General features: G+C 61.5%; 20 protein-coding genes and 1 tRNA gene. 5 read left to right on the forward strand and 16 right to left on the reverse strand.

Features of this window, described 5'->3' with window-relative positions; all coding sequences use genetic code 11:
- Positions 1 to 42: 42 nt before the first annotated feature.
- The 12 genes from AB3X99_RS05980 to AB3X99_RS06035 form a co-directional block, all read right to left on the reverse strand.
- On the reverse strand, positions 43 to 1,404 hold the full coding sequence (locus AB3X99_RS05980) for a metallopeptidase TldD-related protein (RefSeq protein ID WP_368616387.1): 1,362 nt from the start codon (positions 1,402 to 1,404) through the stop codon (positions 43 to 45).
- On the reverse strand, positions 1,404 to 2,840 hold the full coding sequence (locus tag AB3X99_RS05985) for a TldD/PmbA family protein (protein ID WP_368616388.1): 1,437 nt from the start codon (positions 2,838 to 2,840) through the stop codon (positions 1,404 to 1,406). Before AB3X99_RS05985 ends, AB3X99_RS05980 begins: the two co-directional genes overlap by 1 nt.
- Positions 2,837 to 4,468, reverse strand: coding sequence for an ABC transporter ATP-binding protein (locus AB3X99_RS05990; RefSeq protein WP_368616389.1), 1,632 nt, complete (start codon positions 4,466 to 4,468; stop codon positions 2,837 to 2,839). Before AB3X99_RS05990 ends, AB3X99_RS05985 begins: the two co-directional genes overlap by 4 nt.
- Positions 4,468 to 5,580 carry an ABC transporter permease gene (locus AB3X99_RS05995; RefSeq protein ID WP_069261315.1) on the reverse strand — a complete coding sequence of 371 codons (1,113 nt, stop codon included), beginning with the start codon at positions 5,578 to 5,580 and terminating at the stop codon, positions 4,468 to 4,470. The genes AB3X99_RS05990 and AB3X99_RS05995 overlap by 1 nt, the downstream gene beginning before the upstream one ends.
- Positions 5,534 to 6,589: a microcin C ABC transporter permease YejB gene (locus AB3X99_RS06000; RefSeq protein ID WP_368616390.1), complete on the reverse strand. Its 1,056-nt coding sequence runs from the start codon at positions 6,587 to 6,589 to the stop codon at positions 5,534 to 5,536. Before AB3X99_RS06000 ends, AB3X99_RS05995 begins: the two co-directional genes overlap by 47 nt.
- An 8-nt stretch (positions 6,590 to 6,597) precedes the next feature.
- On the reverse strand, positions 6,598 to 8,427 hold the full coding sequence (locus AB3X99_RS06005) for an extracellular solute-binding protein (protein WP_368616391.1): 1,830 nt from the start codon (positions 8,425 to 8,427) through the stop codon (positions 6,598 to 6,600).
- A gap of 232 nt (positions 8,428 to 8,659) precedes the next feature.
- The gene (locus AB3X99_RS06010) at positions 8,660 to 11,416 is read right to left on the reverse strand and encodes a TonB-dependent receptor plug domain-containing protein (RefSeq protein WP_368616392.1); all 2,757 of its coding nucleotides are present in this window, start codon (positions 11,414 to 11,416) and stop codon (positions 8,660 to 8,662) included.
- A gap of 293 nt (positions 11,417 to 11,709) precedes the next feature.
- A complete protein-coding gene (locus tag AB3X99_RS06015) occupies positions 11,710 to 12,846 on the reverse strand; it encodes a tetratricopeptide repeat protein (protein ID WP_368616718.1) in 1,137 nt (378 codons plus the stop codon).
- An 83-nt stretch (positions 12,847 to 12,929) separates the two neighbouring features.
- Positions 12,930 to 13,361 carry a biopolymer transporter ExbD gene (locus AB3X99_RS06020; RefSeq protein WP_069261320.1) on the reverse strand — a complete coding sequence of 144 codons (432 nt, stop codon included), beginning with the start codon at positions 13,359 to 13,361 and terminating at the stop codon, positions 12,930 to 12,932.
- A gap of 9 nt (positions 13,362 to 13,370) precedes the next feature.
- Positions 13,371 to 13,796, reverse strand: coding sequence for a biopolymer transporter ExbD (locus tag AB3X99_RS06025; RefSeq protein WP_069261321.1), 426 nt, complete (start codon positions 13,794 to 13,796; stop codon positions 13,371 to 13,373).
- A 14-nt stretch (positions 13,797 to 13,810) separates the two neighbouring features.
- Positions 13,811 to 14,722 carry a MotA/TolQ/ExbB proton channel family protein gene (locus AB3X99_RS06030; RefSeq protein WP_069261322.1) on the reverse strand — a complete coding sequence of 304 codons (912 nt, stop codon included), beginning with the start codon at positions 14,720 to 14,722 and terminating at the stop codon, positions 13,811 to 13,813.
- A 75-nt stretch (positions 14,723 to 14,797) separates the two neighbouring features.
- Positions 14,798 to 15,505, reverse strand: coding sequence for an energy transducer TonB (locus tag AB3X99_RS06035; RefSeq protein ID WP_368603334.1), 708 nt, complete (start codon positions 15,503 to 15,505; stop codon positions 14,798 to 14,800).
- A 1,575-nt stretch (positions 15,506 to 17,080) separates the two neighbouring features.
- Between AB3X99_RS06035 and AB3X99_RS06040 the strand changes: the two genes are divergently transcribed.
- Together AB3X99_RS06040 and AB3X99_RS06045 are read left to right on the forward strand one after the other, a co-directional pair.
- The gene (locus AB3X99_RS06040; RefSeq protein ID WP_069261324.1) at positions 17,081 to 17,722 is read left to right on the forward strand and encodes a TetR/AcrR family transcriptional regulator; all 642 of its coding nucleotides are present in this window, start codon (positions 17,081 to 17,083) and stop codon (positions 17,720 to 17,722) included.
- A gap of 89 nt (positions 17,723 to 17,811) precedes the next feature.
- Positions 17,812 to 18,786, forward strand: coding sequence for a DMT family transporter (locus AB3X99_RS06045; protein WP_342947006.1), 975 nt, complete (start codon positions 17,812 to 17,814; stop codon positions 18,784 to 18,786).
- A 240-nt stretch (positions 18,787 to 19,026) separates the two neighbouring features.
- On the opposite strand, the gene AB3X99_RS06050 is transcribed toward AB3X99_RS06045, so the two are convergent.
- Together AB3X99_RS06050 and AB3X99_RS06055 are read right to left on the reverse strand one after the other, a co-directional pair.
- Complete coding sequence (locus AB3X99_RS06050; RefSeq protein WP_368616393.1) at positions 19,027 to 19,548, reverse strand: DUF2867 domain-containing protein; 522 nt, start codon at positions 19,546 to 19,548, stop codon at positions 19,027 to 19,029.
- A gap of 246 nt (positions 19,549 to 19,794) precedes the next feature.
- Complete coding sequence (locus tag AB3X99_RS06055) at positions 19,795 to 20,424, reverse strand: TetR/AcrR family transcriptional regulator (RefSeq protein ID WP_368616394.1); 630 nt, start codon at positions 20,422 to 20,424, stop codon at positions 19,795 to 19,797.
- A gap of 324 nt (positions 20,425 to 20,748) precedes the next feature.
- Here AB3X99_RS06055 and AB3X99_RS06060 point away from each other — a divergent pair, with 324 nt between their 5' ends.
- Together AB3X99_RS06060 and AB3X99_RS06065 are read left to right on the forward strand one after the other, a co-directional pair.
- Complete coding sequence (locus tag AB3X99_RS06060; protein ID WP_368616719.1) at positions 20,749 to 21,879, forward strand: alpha/beta fold hydrolase; 1,131 nt, start codon at positions 20,749 to 20,751, stop codon at positions 21,877 to 21,879.
- A 320-nt stretch (positions 21,880 to 22,199) separates the two neighbouring features.
- A complete protein-coding gene (locus tag AB3X99_RS06065; protein WP_368615672.1) occupies positions 22,200 to 22,841 on the forward strand; it encodes an alpha/beta fold hydrolase in 642 nt (213 codons plus the stop codon).
- A gap of 285 nt (positions 22,842 to 23,126) precedes the next feature.
- On the opposite strand, the gene AB3X99_RS06070 is transcribed toward AB3X99_RS06065, so the two are convergent.
- A tRNA-Ile gene (locus tag AB3X99_RS06070) sits at positions 23,127 to 23,214 on the reverse strand.
- 166 nt (positions 23,215 to 23,380) lie between these two features.
- Positions 23,381 to 25,636: an RNA polymerase sigma factor RpoD gene (rpoD, locus tag AB3X99_RS06075; protein ID WP_256094438.1), complete on the reverse strand. Its 2,256-nt coding sequence runs from the start codon at positions 25,634 to 25,636 to the stop codon at positions 23,381 to 23,383.
- A gap of 34 nt (positions 25,637 to 25,670) precedes the next feature.
- Here rpoD and AB3X99_RS06080 point away from each other — a divergent pair, with 34 nt between their 5' ends.
- The gene (locus tag AB3X99_RS06080) at positions 25,671 to 25,895 is read left to right on the forward strand and encodes a hypothetical protein (protein ID WP_256094439.1); all 225 of its coding nucleotides are present in this window, start codon (positions 25,671 to 25,673) and stop codon (positions 25,893 to 25,895) included.
- The last annotated feature ends 1 nt before the right edge of the window (position 25,896 follow it).

A 25,896-nucleotide genomic window follows, 5' to 3' on the forward strand; every position in this document is an offset into this window, starting at 1 on the left:
TTGTTTCCTTCTTGTTTGAGACGTCAGGGTCGGTCAGGCAGGCTACAGCGTCAGTTCAAACGACTTCACCAGCACCCCGGGAAGCTGCATGCCGCCTGTCGCGCGTTGACCCCACGTGTCTTCGGACAGGCGCAGTTCGGGCTGCGCACCGAGACGCTCGAGGCGCTCGCCCAGCATGCCGTAGAGACTGTCGTCGAAGCGCATCGCGTCTACCGGCGCAACGACACGCCCCTCCTCCACCCAGAACGTCGCAAAACGCGTCATGCCGGTCAGGCGGCAGCCCATGCGATCCGAGAAGTTCACGTACCAGAGGTTGCCGACGTACAGACCCGTGCCCAGCGCCGCGAGCACATCCGCGTCCGCGAGGTCGCCGCCCGGCATCGAAAGCGACGACGGCGCCTCGCTCGCCAGTGCACCGTTAGGGAGCAGGCCGTACTCGCGCGCCGTCCGGGCGTTTGTCAATTGCGCGACGCTCCTCCCCTCACGCACGAGCGGCACGCTTTCGCGCAAATAGCCGTCGTCGTTGAAGGCAGGTGTAATACCAAGTCCGAGCTCTTCAGTGATCGAGACGCGCGCGTCGAGCGAAAGCTCGCCGCCATGCAGCCGGTAAAGCGGGCTCTGCGACGTCGCCTGCGCGCGCGCCGAAAAGCCGCCCCACGCAGCAACGCCCAGCAGTTCTTCGAGCGCCGCTGGCGCGAGCCATGCACGGTACCGGCCCGGCCCGAGCGCTCGCGGCGCGAGCGCCAGCACGGGCAGGCGTGCCGCCGCCTCCTGCACCTTGCTGGCAAACTTCGCGTCGTCCCAGTTCTCGCCCGCATAGGTCGTCTTGATGGCGCGGCCGCCCGGAAGATAGAGCGACCAGCTGAAGCAGAAGTTTTCGACTTCGTGCCAGCCGCGGCTGCCGCAACTGGAGGCGAAGCCGCGCGCGAGCATGCCGCCCGCGTAGAAGCCAACGAAGTCGAGCCCGCGCGCGCATTCGGCCACCACATGGATGAGGGCATGCGGATCCCGCAGCCGTCCCGTGCGCCGCGTCGAACGCTGCCACGCTGTCGTGTCGTAGAGCAGATGGGGATCATCAGGTGCATCACGCAGGTCCGAGCGAAGCGTGTGCAACGTCGCGCCCACATCGCGCAGATCCTGATCAGCGTTGCCGCAGATGTCGAGCGTGGAATACGCCTGGCGCGCGCCATCGATCATCCGAAGCGTGAGCTTGCCTTGGGAGACGAGTCCCATTTGCCGGACTTTGCCGCCGTTGAAACGAATGAAATCCGATTGCTCTCCGGCAAAGGAAGTGAGCGCCGTTTCACCAGCCAGCAACAACCGGTCGATCGCATCGGCGAGCATCATGAAATGCGAGTGCCAATCTACCGCCACACGCTCGCTTGCAAAGAGTACGTCGCTCATCAGGCGCCTCCAAAAACGTCTACGTTGCTGAAGACGCACGCCGGTGACGCGTGCCCCACACGAATGACCTGCGCGGGCTCTCCCTTGCCGCAATAAGGCGTGCCGTAGACTTCTCGGGTGCTCGCGTCGCCTACGGCGACGAGACTGCGCCAGAAGCTCGCCGAAATGCCGCGATAATTAGGCCGCTTGACGACCTGCGTGAGCTTGCCGTTCTCGATGAGCCGGCCATATTCGCAACCGAACTGGAACTTGTTGCGATGGTCGTCAATCGACCAGGACGTATTCGAAGTCATCAGAATGCCGTTGTCGATGCTTGCGATCATCGCGGCGAGTGTTTCGGTACCGGGCTCGATGTTCAGGTTCGCCATGCGGTCGATAGGCGGGCGATTCCAGTTGGCCGCGCGCGAGTTCGCGACCCCCGGCAGCCCGGCGCGCTGCTGCGAGAGTGCCCCACCGAGCGGCCGCTCCAGCACCCCGTTGCGGATCAGGTATTGCTTGCTCGCCGAACTGCCTTCGTCGTCGAACGCGTAGGTAGCGGCTTCTTCGCGCAGCTCCGGATCGAACGTCACATTCAGCAACGGGGAGCCGTACTGATAGCTGCCGAACATCTCCGGCTTCACGAAGCTCCAGCCAGCGAAGTTGCGCTCGTCGCCGAGAATCCGGTCCAGTTCGAGTGGATGACCGATCGATTCGTGAATCTGCAACATCATCTGGTCCGGCATCAGCAGCAGGTCGCGCGTGCCCGACGGGCAATTCGGCGCCGCGAGCAGTTGCAGCGCCTCGTTCGCCACACGGGCGCCAGCGCCATTGAAGCCGTGCCGTGCGAGTATCTCCAGACCTCCCTGCCCGAGCGCGCCGTGGTCGCCGGCAAGTGTTCGCACCTGCGTGTCGCCGTTCGCATGCGCGGCCACGCTCAGCCCTGGCATGAGGTAGCGAAAGCGCTGCTCGATGCTCACACCGTCGCTCGTGAGATAGCGTTGATCCGTGTGCGCGACGTGCATGCTCGCCACGCGCTCGACGATGCGCGAGTCGAGGTTCGCCGACGCGCATTCGTGCGCGAGTTGGCTGAGCCACTCACGGCGGGTGGGGAGCGGCGTGTCGATGTTCGGCGAAGCATAGCTGCCGCTCGCAACGGGCCGGGCAATGCGGCGGTAATCGATCAACGAGACTTGCGCACATGCGAACGCCCGCGCCGTGGCGATGTCGAGCGCACGCTGGAGCCCCTCTGCACTGAGGTCGGCCGTCGCCGCATAGCCGGCACCGGCGCCGGTCCAGGCCGTCAGCATTGCGCCCCGCTCGCGCACCACACGCAGCGGCTGCGCGACGTCGTTGCGCACCACGTGGTCCTCGACAACTTCGCCCGTCATGCGCAGCGACCAGAAATCGGCGCTGCTCTTCAGCGTGCGCGCGCCCTGCAGCCAACGCTCTTCGATCATGCGAACTTCTCCTGTAGCACCGCCGGCTCGTCCAGCATCGACGACGCCAGCAGCGATTGCGTGTAAGGATGAGACGGCGCGTGCAGCACGTCGAGCGTGTCACCCTGCTCGACGATGCGGCCCGCTTTCATCACGATCACACGATGCGCCATCGCGCGCATGACGGCCAGATCATGCGTGATGAACAAATAACTCAGCTCGTACTTCTTCTGCAAGTTCGTCAGCAGCGCGAGCACCTGTTTTTGAATCGAGACGTCGAGCGCGCTGGTTGGCTCATCGAGAACGATCAGTTCCGGTTCCACCGCCAGTGCACGGGCAATGGCGATACGCTGGCGCTGTCCGCCAGAAAATTCGTGGGGGTACCGCTGCATCGAATCGGCGGGCAGGCCCACTTCCTCGAGCAGCGATGCGATACGCATACGTCGCGCCGGTCCGTCAACCTCCGGTCTGTGCACGGCCAGCCCCTCTCCGACTATCTGCTCGATCGTCATGCGCGGAGAAAGCGAGCCGAATGGATCCTGAAACACCACCTGCATGCGCGAGTACAGTGCGCGGCGGGCCCTCGCCTTGCGTTGCGCCGAGAGCGCGACCCCGTCGATGCGGATCTCGCCCGCTGCCGCGCTTTTCAGGCCGAGCACGGTGGCCGCGAGCGTCGATTTGCCCGAGCCAGACTCGCCGACGATACCGAGCGTTTCGCCGCGCCGCAGCGTCAGGTTCGCTTCGTGCAAGGCACGGAAAGTCGAACTGCCGAACACCGAGCGCCAGCCTTTGACCGCCGTGCGGTAATCCACGGCGAGGCCTTTCACGTCGAGGATGGGCGGCGCATCCACCGCGACTGGCGCCACCTCGCGACGCGGCTCGCTATCGAGCAGGCGCTGCGTGTAGGGATGCTGCGGGTTCGAGAAAAGCGCCGCGGTCGTGTTCGTTTCGACGAGGACGCCCTTTTCCATTACCGCGACGCGTTGCGCAAAGCGTCGCACGAGGTTCAGGTCATGCGTGATGAGCAATATGGCCATGCCACGCGCTGCCGCCTCCTGCTCCTGCAGGTCGATCAGCAGATCGACGATCTGCTGGCGGACGGTCACGTCTAGCGCCGTGGTGGGCTCGTCGGCGAGCAAGAGGCGCGGGCGGCACGCGAGCGCCATCGCGATCATCGCACGCTGGCGCTGTCCGCCGGACAGCTGATGCGGAAAGCTGTCGATGCGGCGCTCCGGTTCGGGAATGCCGGTCCGCCGCAGCAACTCGATACCGCGCTCACGCGCCGCGCCGGCGCTGAGCCCCTCGTGCAGACGCAGGCTTTCGGCAATTTGCTTGCCGATCGTGTACAGCGGATTCAGGGCGGTCATCGGCTCCTGAAAGATCATGGCGATATCGGCTCCGCGAATGCCGCGCATCTCCTGCTCGGTTTTCTGCAGCAGATCCTCGCCGTCGAACTGCATGCGCCCAGTGAATCTTGCATGCTCGACGAGGCCGAGGATCGACAGCGCCGTCACGCTCTTACCCGAGCCCGATTCGCCGACGAGCGCCACGCGTTCGCCGCGCTCAATCGAGAGACTCAGTTCGCGCACCGCCTGTTTCTCGCCGAAGCGCACGCTGAAGCGCTCGATTTCCAGTAAAGGACAATTCATTATTTACCTCCGCCGAACGCCGAGCCACGCCTGCGCGTATCGAGTGCGTTACGCAGTGCATCGCCCATGAACGTGAGCAGCAGCAGCGTAATGACGAGCGCCGCAAAAGCCGAGAGCGAGATCCACCAAGCCTCGAGATTGTTCTTGCCCTCCTGGAGTAGCTCGCCAAGGCTTGGCGTGGGCGGCGGCACACCGAGCCCGAGGAAGTCCAGACTGGTGAGCGAGAGAATGGCCGCACTCATGCGAAAAGGCAGGAACGTGATGACCGGCGTCAGGCTGTTGGGCAGCACGTGGCGCCACATGATCTGCCAGTTCGATAGACCCATCGTGCGCGCCGCCTTCACGTAGTCGAGCGAGCGGTTGCGCAGGAATTCAGCGCGCACGTAATCGGAAAGCACCAGCCATCCAAACATGGAAAGCAGGATAAACAGCAGCCAAAGCGTAGGCTCGAAGATCGAGGCGAAGATGATGAGCAGGTAGAGGTCCGGCATCGAACTCCAGATTTCGATGAGCCGCTGCCCGATGAGATCGGTGCGTCCTCCATAGAAGCCCTGCACCGCACCCGTCAACACGCCCAATGCGACGCCGGATACCGTTAGCGCCAGAGCCATCAGCACGGAAAGCCGGAAGCCGTAGAGCAACCGCGAAAGCACGTCGCGACCGAACTGATCGGTGCCGAGCCAATTCGTGGCCGATGGCGCGGACGGATACGGTCGCGCCGCGAAGTAGTCGATCGTATCGTAATGAAAATGATTGGGCGGATAGATCGCGAAATTGCCGTTCGATTCGAGGCGCTGCCGGATATACGGGTCGAGGTAGTTGGTCCTCGCCGGAAAGTCGCCACCGAAGATCGTCTCCGGATAATCCTTCACGATCGGGAAATAGTACTGACCGTCGTAACGCACGACGAGCGGCCGGTCATTTGCGAGCACCTCGCCGAGCATGCTGATCGCAAACAGCGTGACGAAGATGACAAGGCTCCAATAGCCGAGCGGCTGCGCGCGAAAGCGCTGCCACGTGCGGCGCCAGGGCGAGACCGACGGCGCGTGGGCAACGGCGGCGGTTTCAGCCGTCCAGGCGTTGGAACTGGATGCGGGGGTCGACGAGGACATAGCAGACGTCAGCAATGAGTTTGGTTACGAGGCCAATCAGCGTGAATAGAAACAGCGAGCCAAGCACGACGGGGTAATCGCGGCGGATAACCGAGTCGTAAGAGAGCTGGCCCATGCCGTCCAGTGAGAACAGCGTTTCGATCAGCAGATTGCCGTTGAGAAAAGCGCCAATGAACGCGGCGGGCAAGCCCGTGACGAGCGGAATGGCCGCGTTGCGCAATACGTGCTTCCACAGCACATCGCGCTCGGGCGCGCCTTTTGCCCGCGCGGTCAGCACATACTGGCGGCCGATCTCTTCGAGGAACGTGTTCTTCGTGAGAATCGTGACGATCGCGAAGTTGCCGACCACGGAGGCCGTTACCGGCAGGACGATGTGCCACAGGTAGTCGAGCACCTTGCCCGCGAGGCTCAGGTCAGCGAAGTCATCGGACGTGAGACCCCGCATGGGGAACACCTGCCAGAACGAGCCGCCACCGAACAGCATCAGCAGCAGCACGCCGAGCACGAAACCCGGCACCGCATAGCCGGAGAGCACGAGTACGCTGGTCACGGTGTCGAATCGCGACCCGTTGCGCACCGCCTTTGCGATGCCGAGCGGCACGGATATCACGTAAGTTAGCAGTACTGTCCACAGGCCAAGCGTGATCGAAACGGGCAACTTCGAGCGGATCACGTTCCAGACGCTGTCGTGCTGGTAGTACGACTGGCCAAGATCCAACGTGGCGTAGTCCTTGAGCATGAGGAAATAGCGCGTGAGCGGAGGCTTGTCGAAGCCGAACTCCTTCTTGATCTGCTCGATCTGTTGCGGATCCACGCCCTGGCTGCCGTGATAGCCGCCTCCTCCAGCGCCGGTCTCGCCGCCGCGCGTCGCATTGCCATGGCGCAGTTGCGCCATGATCTGCTCGACCGGGCCGCCGGGCACGAACTGCGTGACGACGAACGTGAGCGTGACGACGCCGATCAGCGTCGGCACCATCAGCAATAGACGTCGAAAAATGTAGGCGAACATGGTGGTCCTCAGTGGGCGGCCGCTTGCGCGGTCCGGGCGACCTGCGCGTTTTGCGGCTTGCGATACCAGTAATCGATGATCCAGTCCTGGGACCCGAACGATACGGGCACGACTGACGGATAACCGAGCGACGTCTTGTATGCGATGCGCGCGTTAGGTGGGTAGTACTCCGTCACGAGGTAGTACTCGTTCAGCAACACACGATCGAGGGCACGCGTTGCCGCTTCGAGATCGTCGAGCGTGTTCGCGGCTTGCACCGCCTTCACGAGCGCGTCGACGGCCGGCGAGCGCACGCCCGGATAGTTTTCCGAGCCCACCTGCGAGGCAGCCGCGCTGCCAAAGCGGCGTTCAAGCTCCGCGCCGGGAATCGTCACCGGGCTGTAGAGCCAGGTGGTCATGTCGTAGTCGAAATTGTCCAGGCGCTTCTGGTACAGCGCACTGTCGATTTCGCGCAGATGCGCACTGATGCCGAGCGTCGCGAGGGCCTGCGTGTAGGGGAGGATCACGCGGTCCATGCCCGGCTGGTCGTCCAGGATTTCGATGTTCATGGGCTCGCCCGCGGCATTGCGCAGCGCGCCGTCACGATAATGCCAACCCGCCTGCGCAAGGAGATCGCGCGCCTCACGCAGATTGCCGCGCAGCGAATCGGGCGGCAGCGTCGTTGGCTGCTTGATCATCGGCCCGAACACTTCCGGCGGCAGGCTCGCGCGCCACGGTTCGAGCAGCTTCAACTCCTTCTCGCCCGGCGTGCCGGTCGCGCCGAACGGGCTCGCCTCGAAATAGCTGTGCAGGCGCAGGTACTGACCGTAGAACATCATGCGGTTCATCCAGTCGTAGTCGAACGCGAGAGAAAGCGCATGGCGCACGCGTACGTCCTGGAACATCGGCTTGCGCAGATTGAATAGCATGCCCTGCATCTGTGCGGGACCGTCCGGGAAATTGGTCTGCTTGAGCGTGCCGTTACGGAAGTTCTTGCCCACGTACTTGCGCGCCCATTGGGTCGCGCTGTCTTCCACGTGCACATCGGCATCGCCGGCCTTGAACGCCTCGAGTTGCGTGTACAGGTCGAGGTAGAGTTTGAACGTGATGCGCTCGAAGCGGTACATGCCGCGGCGCGTGGGCAGATTGACCGCCCAATACGCGGGATTGCGGCGATACGCAATCTGCTTGTCGTTCTTGCGTTCGGCGATCAGATACGCGCCGCTCGCAATGGGCGGTTCGTTCGACAACTGGTCGAACGGAACGCGCGTGCCGTCCGGTTTCATCCCCCACTTGGGCGAGAAGATAGGCAAGTCGCCTGCAATGAGCGGCGCGTCACGCTCCGCTCGACGGAACTCGAAACGGATTGTCGAGGCGTTCACCACGACCGCCTTCTTGATCACCGAAAACTGCGCATTGAAGAGCGGCGAAGCCTGAGGGCTCGTGAGCGTATCGAACGAGTATTTGACATCGGTGGCCGTTATTGGATCGCCGTTCGAGAAGCGCGCAGCCGGGTTGATATGGAACGTCGCCGAAGCCAGGTCGGCCGCGACGTCAACGCGATCGGCAATCAGCGGATATTCGGACGCCAGTTCGTCCCAACTGCGCTGCATCAGCGTGTCGAACAACAGATTCTGGATGTCCGGCGCGGGTGCGCCTCGCACGAGGAAAGGATTCAGCGAATCGTAACTTTGGTACTCATTGTAGTTTTCGAAACTCAGGACGCCGTTCGACGGCGCATCGGGGTCCGCGTAGTCAAAATGGGTGAAGCCGGCGGGATACTTCGGCTGATCGTACTGCGCGAGCGCCGTAGCCGCTCGTGCCGGCACCCCGGCAAGCGCACCCACACCCACTGCCATGACCAGTGCGCAAACCGCACCTGACCAATGCGGCGACAATCGTGACAAGCTCAACTTCTTCAATCTCATCGTCTGTCTGCATGAGGACGCACACCGGCGTCTGGCCGATGCACGGTTCGTCTGTCCGACGTGGCAGGGGTTTGCCGCCGTCGCTCGCCACTACAGGAAACATTCGAGGCCGGCGGCCTTGGCCGCCTGCCTCATCGACTACTCACTACGTTGCACCGATCGCTCAGAACTTGTACGTCGCTCCGATCTGCGCGAAACGGCCGATATAGTTGTACAGCGACGTGTCGTAGCCCGTCTGGTCGAGCGCGCTGCTGGCAAAGATCGGATCGAACGGAGGCGTGCGGTTGAAGATGTTGTTGATGCCGCCGTAGATCGTCCAGTGCTTGATGCCCGTGTAGGTGACCATCAGGTTGAACTGGCTATACGAACCTACCTTGTCGGCAACCGGCGTGGGCGCAGCCACCGAAAGCGTCTGCGCGTACGGTCCCGTGTACATCCACGTGAGCGCCGCATTCCAGCCGTGATAGGCCCAGTCGAGCGTCGTATTGCCCTTCCAGCGCGGGAAGCTGCCGCCGAACGGCTGCGTGATCGTGAAGTTGTTGCCCGCACCGTTGATGGGACCCGTGGACTGCCCGAGCGTGAAGTCCTTCACGTACGCCCAGTCGGCCGTCAGCGTGAACGTGCCCGCCTTCGTCGGCAACGCCTGGCGGAAGGTGCCTTCGAAGCCGTTCGTGTCGAGGTAGCCGAGGTTCTCGTACGGGAACACTTCATAAACCACCTGGCCTTGCGCATTCGTCACGACCTGCGACGGCGAAGCCGCCTCGCCGATGACGTGATCGACACGGATCTTGTACCAGTCGAAGCCGAAATCGGTCGTGCGCGTGGGCGAAGTCTGGAAGCCGAGGTTGATGTTGCGCGTGCGTTCAGGCTGCAGGTTCGGATTGCCCTCGGTGATCGTGGTGACCGTGCCGGTGGCCGACTGCTGGATACCGAGCGTCTGCGAAGTGCTGTTTTCGACGAATGTCGGCGCGCGGAAGCCGCGGTTATAGGAGCCGTACATCGTCAGCTCCTTGACGGGCTGATAGCGCAGGGCGAAGCGCGGCGAGAACGCGCCCCCGAAGTCGCTGTAGTGGTCGTAGCGGCCCGACTGACTGAACGTCAGGTTGTGGACGATGGGCACGTCGACCTGGTAGTACACCGCCGCGACATTGCGCTGGCCGTTGACGGTCTGCAGCATCGGGTTCGCCACGAGGCCCTGGGAAAACTCCGCGCCCGGGTTGATGACTTCGCTCTGGTGCAGGAACTGGGCGCCGAAGCCGACACCGATATCGCCCGTTGGCAGATGGTACAGATTCGGCGTGGCGAGCGTTGCGTCAACCGTATCGAGCTTCGAGATGCCCTGGTTGTTCGCATCCATGTACAGGCCGTTCAGGCCGTTCGGCGTCGACGACGGATTGGCAAAGTTGAATGTGCCGTTCTGGTAGATGTTATTGAGCGTCGCAGCGTTGAGCTGATTCGTGTAGGTGTTCGAAACGTTGCTCTGCGAGTGGCTATAAGCAGTCGACCAGTCCCAGTCCCCATACTTCGGCACCGAGAACGAACCGCGAATGCCCGTGGACGCACGCCAGAAGTTCGCGTACGTCTCTTCTGCCACGGTACGCGGGAACGAATAGGTGAGCGGCGTGTCCACGCCATACGGGTTGTACGGGTTGCTTGCGGGAACGACGTTGTTGAACGGCGTCAGACCAACGCCCGGAGTATAGGTGAGCGTCGGGGTTTGGGGGCTGCCGACGATGTTGTTCCAGAGACCGTCGTTCGTGGTCGTCTGGGTGTAGCTTTCCCACAGATCGGCAAAGGCGGTGGTCGTGTCGTCGACCTTGAAGTCGGCGTGGACCTTTGCGCTCGCGCGCGTCGTCTCCGGCGCGATCGACATGCCGTTGGCGGTGTTGAACGCGCACACCGTGCCGCCCAGCCCAGCAGCCGCGCCCAGGAAATTGCTGCCGGCAGGATGGACGGAGCCGCCGTATGGGCACCCGCTCAACGCCTGTGCGGTGTTGGGCCCCGTTTGCCAATAGGACGGCGCGAGCAGCGAGAGGCCGCCCGGCTTGTTCGTGAAGTCCTGCGCCGACGTGGAATCGCGGTCGGCCAGCGTCGAGCCCGCCGAGTGATAGACACTCGCCGATGCGGTGACGTTGAAGCGGTCCGCATTGAGGTCGCCGAAGCCCGCCAGAACGCCGAACTTCGTCGTGCCGTTGCCGCCACCGTCGCTCACCGAACTGCCGTAGCTGCCGTCGAGTTGAAGGCCGCGGAAATCGTGCTTCGTGATGATGTTGACCACGCCCGCAATGGCGTCCGAGCCGTACTGCGACACAGCGCCGGTTTTCACGATCTCGATGCGATCGATGGCGTTGAGCGGGATGGTATTGAGGTCGAAGAAATTGTCGGTGCTGTTCGAATAGAAGGCGAACGGCGCAACGCGCTGGCCGTCGACGAGCACGAGGGTGTACTTCTCGCTCAAGCCGCGCAGCGCGATACCCGCCGCGCCGGCCGCGAAGTTGCCCGCCTGGCCTTCGCTCCAGCTATTGGCAGAGTTGGCCGAAACCGAGCGCAGATAGTCGGCCACGGTCGTCGCGCCGCTATTCTGAATGTCCTTCGTGGTGATCGTTTGCACCTGCTGGAAGCCCGTCTTGTCCGATTGCCGGATCAGCGAACCGGTCACTTCGAACTTCTTCAGCTGCTTGACGGTGGCTTTGTCACCAGTCGTGGCGGCTGCGCCGCCCGTGCTGTCGGCACTCGTCTGCGCGCTCGCGCCCGACTGCTGCGCGGACGCTGGCGCGGTTGCATTATCCGCCGCGATCGCCGCGCCGCCGTTGGTCACGGGCTGGCTCTGCGCGAACGCCGGTACCGCAAACGCCGCTGAAAACGCCAATTCCGCCCAGATTATTCTTCGAATGGCAACAGCCAATGCTCTTTGTTTCACAGTTTCCCCCTTCTCTCTCGTCGGTCACGTCTACTTCGTTATGCGAAGCAAGGTCTCGTGAACCCCCGCATTAGATTTGACGACGCTGTCGCATCGCGCCACTTTTTACCTGGATTCGCCCTCCCCAGGGCTCTTCCATTTACAGCCGACCACTTGCCCCCAAAACCTCGTGCTGCTTCACTTCTGTCACATCCACCCCTGCCGAGCCAAACCGGGCCACGCCACTCCTTCTTTCCTACGTATACCTAACTAACTACCGAACTTTGATGCGTTGTTGCGGTTCGCTCAAACACTCACGGCTTCGATGCCACCAGCACCCAGAGCTGCGCCAGATCGGCGCTGCCATCGTTGCCCCGTACTGCATTGAAAGCCTGGATGGCTCGCGCTTTCTGCCCCGAGGCAAAATAAGCCTCGCCGAGGCGCAGTCGCGCTAGATCCTGGTGATCAAGGGCGCCCTTCACAATGAGCGATTCCATGGTCGCGAGACCCTGCTTCGCCTGCCCCGCATACACCTGATTGAATGCCGCATCGAACGGTGCGACGGGATTGGCCGGGTCGGGCGCAGCATTGGCGCGCTTTGCCGCTAGTGCCTGCAGGCGACGTTCGCGATCGGCTCCAGCATCGTGACCCAGCACGCCAGACGCAAAGCCCTGATCGATGATCTGCTTGCCTTCGGCCGTGGACCCGGCAACGATCGCCAGTTGCGTCATCTCCATGTAGTCATCGGCGCTGGAAAGCGAGCCCGTCGCGCGGCGCAGGCGATACGTGTCCAGATCCAGTGCGCCGAGATAGCCGGGCTTGCTGCGAATCGCGTGCAGCAGGTCGTCCCAATATGACTGCTTTGGGTGATAAGCCACGAGCTTTTCGAGCGCACTGCGATAAGCTTCCTGGTCGTTCGCATGCTGAGCGCAGGTACCGAGCAGCTGCAGTTGCGCCTCCTCCGGCGTATGGCCGCCGCGCACCTGAGCTTCGACGCTCGCATTCAGCAGACGCGTCGCGCTGGCGTAGTCGCCGGAGAGGTAGTACGACTCGACCAGCAGCGTGGCCATCTGGGGATCGCCGCCGCCAGCCTTCTGGTAGCGCTGCGCGACCTTGATCGCCTGGGCATAGTTCTTCTGCTGGAAGTAGATGCCCGCAAGCGCCGCCGTCGTGCGCTGGGCGTCCTCGCCCTTGAGCTGCCCGCTCGCGAGCAGCGATTCATACGCCTGCGCGGCAACGCCGTTCTGGCCCGCCGCCATGGCGGCGGCGCCGCGCATCTCCTCGACCATGTACGTTTCGTACGGCGTCTTGTTCGATACGGCCGCGGCCTGCGCAATCTTGTTGAGCGCGTCCTCGTAGTGGTGCGCGCGGTACAGGTTCTGCGCATCGTTCAGCGGCTTCGCCACGTCGGGACGTAGCGTGTCCGCCGCCCGCGCCGCTGTCGGCACCATGGCCAGCGTCGACAATGCGCTCACCGCGAGCGCAAGCGCCGTCCTCTTGAATCGATAAGAAATGCTCATCGCTTTCGAATGCCTCACTGCATGTACTGTTCGTTGCCGATCAAGCCGATCTTCGTTGCGCCTTCGCGCTGGGCCGCGGCCATCACTTCGGCCACGTCCTTGTATGGCGCGAGCCGGTTCGGACGCAAATGAATTTCTGCCTGTTCCGGTTCGGCCGCGACCTGCGCGAACCTGCGCTCCAGCGTCTCCTGATCGGGCACCGGTGTGCCGTTCCAGGTCATGGCGCCGTCGAAGTCGATGTCGATTTGCACCACCTCCGGCTGCACGGCCGGCGGCGGCGGATTGCCCACCGGCAAGTTCATCTTCACCGCGTGCATCTGGATCGGAATGGTGATAATCAGCATGATCAGCAACACCAGCATCACGTCGATCAGCGGCGTCGTGTTGATGTCCACCATCACTTCGGGTTCGCTTGCTCCACCGCCCGACGATACGTTCATGCCCATAACCGCCCCTTAACCGCCGCGCGCCGGCGGCTCCGTAATGAATGACACCTTGGCGATTCCCGCCCGCTCGCACGACGTGATCACGCGCCCGATGGCCTCATAGCGCGTCGCCTGGTCGCCGCGGATATGCACTTCCGGCTGCGGCGTCTGCACGGACACTGTCTTCAGCCGTGCCAGCAGCGTCGGCGCATCGACGTGCTGCTCGTACCAGAAGAAGTCGCCATCGCGATTGACCGCGATCTCGACGCTCTTCGGCTGCGTCTGCAGCGGCGTCACCGTCTGCTTCGGTAGCTGGAGCTGCACTGTATGCGTCACCACGGGAATCGTGATCAGAAAGATGATCAGCAATACCAGCATCACATCGACGAGCGGCGTCGTGTTAATGGACGAGATGACCTCGTCGTCATCGCCCTCGCCTCCAACGCTCATGGCCATGGCGTACTCCTCGCTCAGTCGGCCATGACGGCGGCGCGCGGCGCGGAGCGCGCGACGCGCTTGCCGCCAGCCAGCAGAACCGTATGCAGTTGCGCGCCGAAGCCGCGGACACGCTCCATCACAGCCTTGTTGCGTCGCACGAGGAAGTTGTAGCCGAGCACCGCCGGCACGGCCACGCCCAGACCGATGGCGGTCATGATGAGCGCCTCACCGACCGGACCCGCGACCTTGTCGATCGAAGCTTGACCTGCAATACCGATGGCCGTCAGCGCGTGATAGATGCCCCACACCGTACCGAACAGGCCGACGAACGGCGCGGTCGAGCCCACTGTGCCGAGGAATGCCAGGCCGTCCTGCAGGCGATTCGACACGCTGGTGATGGCGCGCTCGACCGAAACGTCGATCCACGTGTTTCGATCGACGGCCTCGAGCAGCGCTTCGTCGTGATGCTCGCCGGCCTCGATCGCGGTTTCCGCGATGAACCGGAACGGCGACGACTCCTCGAGTTGCTTTGCGCCTTCTGCTAGCGACGGCGCGCTCCAGAGCTGCTCGTCAGCGCTCTTCGCACGACGGTTTGCGCGGAACTGCTCGAAGAACTTGGTGATCATGATGTACCAGCTGCCCATCGACATCACCACGAGCAGCAACAGGACGAAGCGCGCGACGAAGTCGCCGTTCTTCCAGAGCGCGCCGAGACCGTATGGGTTCGTGACCGTCTCCGAGGTGGCCGGTGCGGGGGGCGGCGCCGGCTGGTCCGCGCTCGCGGCGGGTGACGGTGCGGCGACGGCTGCGGTGGCGGGCGCCGACGCGACTGCCGCAGGGACGCTAGCCTGCGCGTTGGCAAGCTGCGGCGCGACAAAGGTATCGACCGTGGCTACCGCGATCAACATGCTTGCCGCGAGTGCGGCGTAGGAACGCTTTTTCATGCCTGCTCCAATTCATCCGTTGAACATCTAAAAATCCGGGTAATGAGTCGCCACCCGATACATGCAGCCCGAGCGTCAGTTGAGACTGAACGAGAACGGAACCTGCACGCGTACCGGCTGGCCTTGCGAAATGCAGTTGAACTTCTTGACTGCGTTGAATGCAGCGGCATCCAGACTGTCGTCATTGGCCGACTGCGCCACTCGCTCATTCGTAACATGACCTTGCGGATCCACCACGAATTCGATGAGCACGTCGCCGGTCACACCGTTGTCCTGTGCCTCTTTCGGATAGCGGATCGACGAACGGATCTCATCCGAGTTTGGGCACACGACGCCCACTTCGTGGCTCACCGGCTTCTGCACGGGTGCAGGCGGCGCGGGTGGTGCAGGCGGTGCGGTGACAGGCGCGCTGACCACGGGCGCAGCCTGATGCACGATCGACTGCTGCGGTGGCGCCTGCACCGGCACTTCGGGAGGCGGCACGAAAGGCGGCGGCGGAGGCGCGAACTTCGGCGGCGGCAGCTGCACGGTAGGCAGCGGGGGCGGCGGCGGCGGTGCTACGGGCTGGATGATCTTCGTTTCAATCGGATGCTGAATCACCTGCACGACCTTGTTTGCAAGACCATTGACCAACGCGTAGATGAGCACAATGTGCAATACGATTACCGCGCCAATTCCGCCGTAGCGGCGCACAGGGTTCTGCTGCCTACGCCCGAATTCGCGTGGGCGGCCTGGTCCGCCCGAGCGCACGCCTTCGGCTGGCGCTCCCATTTGCACTTTCATCACCACCTTCGCTCCCTCGGCGCAGTACGCCCCAATCCTGCCGCAGAAAACCCTCGTCACGCCATGACCACAAGTCGCGCGTGGCAGAAACCGACTTGTGCGAAATTACATTCGCACTACGAATTAGCAAATGCAGCCCACGCGGCAATTTCCTGGCCGCTCATGAACCCGCAATGCTTCTTGTGCTTATCGACAATCGATAGTTGTACTAACCCAATACATTTCGCTTCGGCACCAACGCGGCCGACTATCCGTCATTTGCCCTCCGCCTGGACGCCATCAGGGGTCTCGGACCGCCAGATCTATGTGTCAGTTTTGTTGAAGCGAGTCGAAGATAGCAAAAAAAAATGCCAGTGAGAAAACTTTTTTTGATGGAGCAATATCATGTTTAAGTATTTGCTCTCTAATTGCGAATTCCGGCACCAACGTGGTTCAAGCGCTTTCTGTCGATCATCGCAATGGTGCAAATATCCATTAATTACAAAATCATTATTTAATCATTTCACGTTTACAGCGTTAATTCAGGCGGCTCTGATCGCGGCACATGCGAGCGTTTCGTGAGAGTGTGCCGATGTTGTCGCTCGCAATTTCCGTTAGCGGCGTCCACGGGAGCGCACGAGATCGTGGGGAGTCGACCGCAACGACTACACTGGAGTTCTTGAGCCGCTGGGGAGAGACGGTCATGGAACTGCATTGGAAAATCTATCTGGAGCGGCAAGGAACGGGAGAAAGGGTCACGGTTGGCGCTGTGCGACGACCGGTTGAAGGCGCGACGATTGCGGATTTCGGCTTATCCCTGGCGGAAGGCCGTCGACTTCCGAGGGCCCTGCAACAGCTCGCTGCACAAGATCAGATCCGCGCTTTAGTCCCGAGAGTGATTTCCTGCTTGTGCACACCCGAGCCGTTGGACGACAACGATGGCTCCACCGACGTTGAGCGATGCCGACGCGCTACTTGCATTCGAGGTCGAAAACCGGGCCTACTTCGAGCAATGGATTAACGCTCGCCCTTGCGACTACTACAGCGCTTCCGCGGTTCGCGAAGCGATAAGAGCAGCAACTAGCGATAGAGACGGAGATCGAGCCTATCAGTACCTCGTTTGGCTCGACGATACGATCGTCGGTAGAGTCAATCTTGTCAGCGTAACTCGCCCATCCATGGCGAGTGGCATCACCTCCTCTATTTCGAATGCCATCTCGACGAGCCGGAAGCGCCGCCTGCAACAGGTCCAGCGAACGTTGCATTGACTTCCAAATCGAACTAGTCGTTTTGGGAGGGGTGGTAAGCAAAAGCACCCATTTCGCCGCAGCTGAATGGCTCTCGCGCGAGGACGCGACAATCCTCTCTACGTTTCTATAGGACCGCTCCGGGTCGACTATGCCTGTTGCATCAGGCGCGTCCCAGACGACTGGTGCACTCGGTCGTTCAATTCCGGCATCAGTATCCCTCTCTTATTTCCGATTGCGGCGATCAAGGTTTCATCCAGAAAACTGAATATCCTCAATCGCCCAGCGAGCGTTTTGGAATAGAGTCTGCAGGTTGATTTTGAGAACGATTGGTTCTAATATCTACTCCATGACTACCTTCGACAGTTCCCGAACTCGCGCTCGCTCCCGTCCCGGACGTTCTGCGGAACGCGGCCGACCGCGGGAATTCGATGTCGACCAGGCGATCGACGCTGCTGCCCGAATATTTTGGGCGCATGGTTATCACGCGACGCCTGTCGAGGCGCTGTGCGACGCTACAGGCGTGTTCCGCGGCAGTCTTTACCGGACCTTCGGCGACAAGCACGGTTTGCTTGTCGCGGCGTTCGATCGCTATGCGGAAGGTGCAGTCGCGCGGCTGAAGGAGCGGCTGGCCGCCGACATGCCGCCGGCTGACGCGTTGCGCGCGGCGCTGCTGCATTACACGTTGGTCAGCGCGAATCTGCTCGATCGGCACGGCTGCTTGATCACCAATGCGGCGATCGAGTTGCTACCGGACGACCAGGACATGCGTTCCCACATCGAATCGACGCTGCACCGCATCGCGACGCAGTTCAGTCTTGCGATCGCGCGCGGCCAGCAGGCTGGCCAATTCGATAAACGCTTGGACGCAGAGGAGGTTGGTCGGTTTCTGCTCTGCATCGTTCAGGGGATGCGAGTGCTCGGCAAGACCGACTTGGACAAATCCGCGCTCACGTCGATTGTGGACATGACGATGCGAGCGCTGGTCTGAGATGAACGTTTCCATCGGCACGAGTCGGTGATTGTTGGGATGTCGGTGGCCGCTGGCATTTTTTTAACCCATTTTGAGAACGATCAGTCATGAAATCAATCTCAGCTTCATCTGCATCTTCGATACGTTACTGGAAGGGCGTTGCACTGTGCCTGGTGGGTACGGTGCTGATGGGCGCGATGTTTCCCATAATGACTGACGCGTTGACACACGTCGATCCATTCACGTTTACGTCCCTGCGCTATCTGATAGCCGGGGTCGCTTTCGCTATGCTGCTACGGTATCGCGAAGGTGCTGGCGCGTTTGCCGCCCACGGCCACTCGCTCGGGACTGCGTGGTTGCTCGGCTCTGTCGGCTTTTGCGGCTTCGGCTCGTTCGTTTTTCTCGGGCAGCAACTTGCCGGGCCGGACGGCGCGCTCGATGCGTCGATCATGATGGCAACGCAACCGATGATGGGCTTGCTTCTTAGCTCGTGGCTACGACGCAGCGCACCACCAGTGCTCTCGCTTCTGTTCGTCGCGGCATCGTTCTCAGGCGTGTCGCTGGTGATTACGAACGGCGATTTGCTGGCCGCCATTCACGGACCCCAGCACTACGCTGCCAGCGGGCTGATCGTGATCGGAGCGTTTTGTTGGGTGGTATACACGTTCGGCTCGGCGCGGTTCGCACGCTGGTCAGCACTGAAGTACACAACGATGACGACCTGGCTAGGTCTTACCACGATCGTTACCGTCAACGCGATCTTGATTGCACTGCACGCGGTGCCCGCGCCGACGTTGTCGATGCTGCGTTCCATTGCGCCGCATCTGCTCTACATGGGGCCTGTCGCTGGGTTCGGCGCGATCTTGTTCTGGGTCTCCGGAAACCGGATCCTGGGTCCGATGAACGGCGTGCTGTTCATGGACGTCGTACCGATTACCGCATTCGTCGTGTCCGCGCTGACCGGAGTAGTGCCGATGTCGGCCCAGATCGGGGGCGCAACATTGACTGCCGTCGCGCTAATCATGAACAACGTTTATTTGCGTCACCGCTCGTTGAGGATGACGGCGTCGGCTGCAGCATGAGCGAATACTCCACGATGCACATGGCGACGGCAGAACGGATCAATGGCGTATTTATCTGGTACTGCGTCTGGAACAGCCTCGGCGGCCCTGTCGGGCATGAGTGGCTGCAAGTGAAGGTGCGATAGCGTGACTGAACAGGTCAAAATGGATAGCTACGCCTGGTCCTGACCGCTCTCAGGAGCCCGCCACTTTGAGATCTGGTCATCTACGGCCCGCTGGAAGGGCGTTGGTGAATCGCCGCTAGCGGCCGGGCCATCCGATCCGCTGTGCCCGGTCGAGCGAGGCTCGCACGACGAGGCGGTGGAAAGGAGCGATAAGGCCGAGATAGGCCCGACCCAGCAAACGATTGTAGAAGACAAGCGTAGTGACTATCAGCCGCTGGGGCCGGCCCTCAGATGCAGGCTGCACGAGCACCGACACACGGAAATCAAGATGCGTGTCGTTCTCGCCCAGAATGATCTCGTCTTTGTGCCGTTCGAACACGCGGAAAATACTAAGCCGGTCTCCCTTCGCGATTTTCAGATCGACCGTTCTTTTAAGTCCGAATGGCCATACGGCAATGTCGCGAACTCCCTGCAGCGTCGCGATCCACTCGGGTTGCTCGGCAAAGATGTGTCGAGCGAGAGACTCTGCGTCGTTGCAGGAAGTCCCTGGCAAGTCCACCGAAAATGCGTCGGCAAAATCAGCCTTGCCGTACGACCGGCTCAGCCGTGAGGTCGCCGGGAGGCCGACCTGTTCGGCCTTCTTCGAATTCGTCTGCATGGCCATTCTCCAGGCGTTCAAATTGCCCCGGCTGCCGCTGCACGTCCCAAGCGAACACAGTCGAGAGAATTGGCACGGCATATGCCTACTTAAGCCGAAGCCAAACCGGTTGTGCGGTCCGGCAATGGACAATGCCAAGACGTTCCTGCGGTGGCTGCTCGTCTGCGAACGGACATTGGCGAAAGACCGACGGTCTTCACAGGATGCTCGGTGCCGATTTCGTCCGACCGAGAACACTGGACCGGATCACCCCTCCGGCCCAGCCCACCTTTGGGCACTGACCTCTGCCAGCGCCTCGAATATAGCCGGCGTGCGTTCAAGGCGGGCGATCGTCCGCGCGCCTTCGAGGGCTGCAACCAATGCGGCTGCCGTAGCGGACGCGCGCTCGGGAGCGAAGCCGCATCCCCTGAAATGCTCCGCAATAAGCCCAGTCGACTCAGCAAATCCGCGCGCTACCCGTTTGGTTAGCTCAGCGTCGAGCGCGGGCAGCTCATTCGCCAGATTTTGCATTAGACATCCGTACTGGAAATCAGAGGCGACCATTTCGGCCGCAAAGGTCCTGAAAATCTGATGAACAAAATTCAGGGCATCACCGGTCGTATTCGCCGAGATGTCCCGTAACACAGCAATTCGATTCGCAACGTACTCATCGATTGCTTCTTCCGCGAGTTGTGCCTTGCCGCGTGGAAAGTGAAAGTAGAACGATCCTTTAGGCGCACCGCTTTCTTCAAGGAGCTGGGTCAATCCCGTCGCAGTGTAGCCCTGGATGCGAAACAGTCGTTGGGCCGTGGCAATCGCACGGGCGCGGGCGTCAGTCTTACGTGGCATGCCGAGAACATAGCACGTTTCGCTTGCTGATTCTATGGTGATTGCCATACTATGGCGATCACCATACCAGGAGTTGCCGATGCCTCCCGACCCAATCGCAAGTCAAGAAGGCTCGTTCAATCATGCGCCGCCTGCCCAGATTGCGGCGGCGCGCTCGCTGGAACTGAACCCAGCGCTTGCATGCGGACGGGGCGTTCCGTCATGAGTCATCCACGTGGCTTTATGCCTTCCCGACGAGCTGTCCTGGCGATGGGCGCGGTCAGCCTGGCGGCCTCTTTAATTCGACCCGCCCGCGCAAACCCCATTGGAGGAATTGACTTGTCCACATCGACATATGCCGAGGGAACGCTCCCGAAGACGGTCCGCTCGCGCATGATCCACGGGGTAAATGGCCTCGATGTCCATATTCTCGAGGCCGGTTACGACAAACCCGGCCGGCCGCTCGCACTGCTTCTGCACGGTTTTCCTGATCTGGCTTACGGCTGGCGACACCTGATTCCAATTCTGGCTGACGCCGGCTACCACGTCGTAGCGCCTGACCAGCGGGGCTTTGGCCGCACCACCGGTTGGGTGAACGAGTACGACGCCCAGCTAGCGCCCTTCAGCCTTCTGAATATGACGCGCGACGCCCTCGGACTGGTTTTGGCATTGGGATATCGGCGTACGGCAATGCTTGTCGGGCACGACCTCGGCTCGCCCGTGGCGGCCTATTGTGCGCTAGCCAGACCTGATGTTTTTCCCTCGGTGGCGCTGATGAGCGCACCGTTCCCCGGCCCGCCGGCTCTTCCGTTCGACATTGCGGAAAGCGAGGTATCGCCGGTTCAACCGAACACGGCCAATCAAAAGTTAGCAGCCGCGCTGGCGGCACTCGACCCGCCGAGAGAGCATTACCAGCAATACCTGAGTTCACGAGAGGCGAACCATGACATGTGGCACCCCCCTCAGGGCTTACACGCGTTTCTTCGAGCATTTTTCTACGTCAAAAGCGCCGACTGGCCGGGAAACAAGCCGCATCCGTTGAAGGCGCTAACCGCCACAGAACTTGCACAGTTGCCCACCTATTACGTCATGGATCTCGGCAAGACGATGCCCGAGACCGTCGCTCCATTCCAACCTTCCTCCGCCGATGTCATGGCCTGCAAATGGCTCACCGAGCCGGAACTTGGGGTGTACACGGAGGAGTATGGCCGCACGGGATTTCAAGGCGCCCTGCAGGCCTATCGCGTCTTTTCCGACCCTGACCTGAACGCTGAGTTGCGCCTGTTCTCGGGCAAGACGATCGATGTCCCGTCGCTTTTCATTGGCGGGAAGAGCGATTGGGGCACCTATTCAGCGCCTGGCGCGCTCGATCTCATGAGGACGAAGGCGGCGACGAGAATGGGGGGCATCGAGTTGATCGACGGCGCCGGTCACTGGATCCAACAGGAGCAGCCGGTTCGGCTCAGCGAGCTCCTCCTTGCCTTCATCAAGGAAGTGGTCGAGCCAGGTCACATCAGCGATTAGGTTGGGGAATGGCTACCGCCTGGGCCCTTTGCGCACCGCGGTCGCGGGTCGCCCATTTGCTTGCCGACAGTCGGTCGGCGAACTGCCGCAGCCGAGAACGGCAGTTCGCCATCAACCTATAGATCGTTGACGGTCAATGAGATCGTCATTGCAACAGCCCGTCGCGAGCGTCTGCTCTAATTGGAAGGTTGGTCAAAAACGCGGACAATCGCTTTGCTGCCTAGTCGGCACGCGCGCCGCCCGCTGGGCCTGAAAACACCTGTCTTCCCTCTATGCCGCTACCGCTGATTTTTCTCCCCGCTATGCCGTGCGACGGGCGTATGTACGCCGAACAGGTCCACGGACTAAAGGATCTTGTATCAGCGTCTGTTTGCGTACTCACGCAATCGACTTTTGCCGAAAGTGCGGAGAGCCTTTTGGCTTCCACAAAAGGCCCATTCATCCTAGCTGGCACAGCCTATGGTGGGTGCCTTGCAATGGAGGTGCTGGCACGGTGTCCAGATCGCGTCCACGGAATCTGGCTAATGAACTGCCAACCAGGCGTTCACCCGAATCCGGATGTGGCTCGTGCAACAAGCCAGAGAATTCGTTCCGGCGAACATGAGCGCGTAATCGCAGAGTTCGCCGAGCATGCGATTCCTTCTCAGGACGTTGTTTCGAGGGCTGCGTTCGTTCAGATGGCCCGCGACGCGGGGGCCGAAGTATTCGCACGCCAGTCGGATGCTACGTTGACTCGTTCAGATCATTGGCCGACGCTTGCAGCGAGCAGGATACCAACACTGCTCGTATGGGGGGATGCTGACCGTTTCGTTCCAGTCAGCGTGGGCCGTCGCATTGCCACGTTGATTCCGCACGCCCGCTTTGTGTCGCTCGAAGGTTGCGGACACTTCCCAACCCTCGAGCGGCCGTCGCTCTGCACCGAGCTTGCACGTCGTTGGCTGGTCGAGTCAGCCCTCGGCTGAATTCCATATTGCTCAGGCAGCCGGGCGTCGCCCAGCGTGCTTCGGTAGGTCATCGGCCAAATGAATCCACGGCACCGCTTCTCTCTCCGCGCTGCGTGAGCGGTTGAAGTTTTCTCGAAGAAATCGAAGCGGAATCGATCTATGTGGTAAGTATTCCTATTAAAACCGTGTCTGCTCTTTTGGGGTCGTCCTTGCGCCACGTTCCAATTTATCGAGATGATCGGCCCAAGCCTGCATCATTTTCCGACGTGCGGGCAGGATGTTGGAGTTCTATGGAATAGCGAATGGTGGGCCGGGTGGGGTTCGAACCCACGACGTCCTTTCGGAGGCGGATTATGAGTCCGCTGCCTGCAACCAACACGGCGTCCGGCCCACGAAGCTACGAAGCGTAGCGACAAACGAAACAACGATGACGTGTCAACAAAAAAGCCCGGTCTACCCAAAGGCCGGGCTTTTCGACGACAGGCCGACATACTACACGAAAGCGGGTCGGCCTGGCCATCTTGCACATGACTTCTGTGCATTAAAACCAACCAATCTCAATTCCCTTCAAGGAACGACTTGAGCTTGTCCGAACGGCTCGGGTGGCGCAGCTTGCGCAGCGCCTTCGCTTCGATCTGGCGAATGCGCTCGCGCGTCACGTCGAACTGCTTGCCCACTTCTTCGAGCGTGTGATCGGTGCTCATTTCGATGCCGAAGCGCATGCGCAGCACCTTCGCCTCGCGCGGCGTAAGCGAGTCGAGCACGTCCTTCACCACATCGCGCATCGAGGCATGCAGCGCGGCGTCGGCAGGCGCCACCGTGTTGTTGTCCTCGATGAAGTCGCCCAGATGCGAATCGTCGTCGTCGCCGATCGGCGTTTCCATGGAGATCGGCTCCTTCGCGATCTTCATGATCTTGCGGATCTTGTCCTCCGGCATTTCCATCTTCTCGGCGAGCGTTGCCGGATCCGGCTCGAGACCGGTTTCCTGCAGGATCTGCCGCGAAATGCGGTTCATCTTGTTGATCGTTTCGATCATGTGAACCGGAATGCGGATCGTGCGCGCCTGGTCCGCGATCGAGCGCGTGATGGCCTGACGGATCCACCATGTCGCGTAGGTCGAGAACTTGTAGCCGCGCCGATATTCGAACTTGTCCACCGCCTTCATCAGGCCGATGTTTCCTTCCTGGATCAGGTCGAGGAACTGCAGGCCACGGTTCGTGTACTTCTTCGCAATCGAGATCACGAGACGCAGGTTCGCCTCGGTCATCTCGCGCTTCGCCTGGCGCGCCTTGAGCTCGCCGGCCGCCATCTGGCGGTTGGTTTCCTTCAGGTCCTTGAGCGGCAGCACCACGCGCGCCTGCAGATCGAGCAGGCGCTGCTGCTGCTCGCGGATGGCCGGAATGTTGCGCGAAAGGATGCCGCTATACGCATGGCTCTCGCCGACGATCTTCTCCGACCACTCGAGGTCGGTTTCATTGCCCGGGAAACGCGCGATGAACTCCGAGCGCGGCATGCCGCACTTGTCCACGACCGTGTGGAGAATCTGGCGTTCGACCTGGCGCACTTCGTCCACCTGCGCACGCAGCGTGTCGCACAGACGCTCGACGGTACGCGCCGTGAAGCGGATCGACATCAGCTCGTTCTGGATGGTTTCCTGCGCCTTGAGGTAAGACTTCGACTTGTAGCCTTCCTTCTCGAACGCACGGCGCATCTTGTCGAACCATTCGCTGATGAGCGCGAACTTTTCGAGCGAGGCACGCTTGAGGGCTTCGAGCTGCGCCGCGTTGGCCGTCGCCTGCGCCGCGCCGTCGTCCTCTTCCTCCTCCTCTTCTTCTTCCTCTTCGGCTTCTTCCTCTTCGTCCTCGTTTTCGATCTCTTCCGCTTCCTTCGCGTTGAAGCCGTCGGTGTCTTCGGCGTTCGGATCGATCAGGCCGTCGACGAGCTCGTCCACGCGAATCTCGTCGTTCGCCACGCGCTCGGCCATGGCGAGGATGTCGGCAATGGTGGTCGGGCAGGCGGAGATCGCCATGACCATGTGCTTGAGGCCGTCTTCAATGCGCTTGGCGATCTCGATTTCGCCCTCGCGCGTGAGGAGTTCGACCGTGCCCATTTCGCGCATGTACATACGCACCGGATCGGTCGTGCGGCCAAATTCGGAGTCGACGGTGGAAAGCGCGACTTCCGCTTCCTCTTCCACTTCGTCGTCCGAAGAAGCGTTGGGCGCGTTGTCGTTGAGCAGCAGCGTTTCGGCGTCGGGGGCCTGCTCGTAGACGGCCACGCCCATGTCGTTGAACGTGCTGATGATGCCTTCGATCGCCTCGGTTTCCGTGAAGTTGTCCGGGAGGTGATCGTTGATTTCCGCATAGGTGAGGAAGCCGCGCTCCTTGCCGAGCTTGATGAGCGCACGCAGCTTCGTGCGGCGCTCCTCGAGCTCCTCGACGGTGCCGGGCTGCGACGACGCGAACGCGTCTTTCAGCAGCGCCTTCTCCTTCGCTCGCCGGTCGCGCGCACGGGTGGTCTTTTCGACCTTGCCCGCGGCGGGGGTGCTGTCTTCGCTCTGGTTTGCGTCGTCATCGACGGGTACTTCATTCAGCTTTTTCGTCATGGAGTTCGCCGTACCGGCTAGTGTCTCGACTCGCGGCTGCTGGACAACAGCCTCTTGAACCGTGGATGCTTGAGCCTCGCGCTCTGCCGCATCGTCCTCGACGGCAGGCACTTCCCTTGCACTTCTCGAACCGGACCGCTTCGTTGCCGGCTGCGTAGCGGCTTTCGCCGCACGGACAGGCGCTGCTCGCGCAGCCGAAACAGTCATCGACCTCTTCCGGGTAGCCGGTTCAGAACGGTTGGTGGACCCACTGCCCGACGACCGGGCGGAAGAACTGGCAACTGTGGCCGTTGTGACCTTGCTGGTCGGCTCCGTCGAGCCCTTGCCTGTTGCCTTTTTTCCGCCTGTAGTCTTTGCCATTGCCATTCCGCCCCTTGCTGGAAAACTGGACATTCACGGATTACCCCAACCCATTATGCCCACCCGGAAAAAACAAAAACAAACCGCTGAAAACCTGTTATTTTAGC

This window comes from Paraburkholderia sp. BR10882, assembly GCF_040948855.1.
In the GTDB taxonomy this organism is placed as follows: Bacteria; Pseudomonadota; Gammaproteobacteria; order Burkholderiales; family Burkholderiaceae; genus Paraburkholderia; species Paraburkholderia nodosa_A.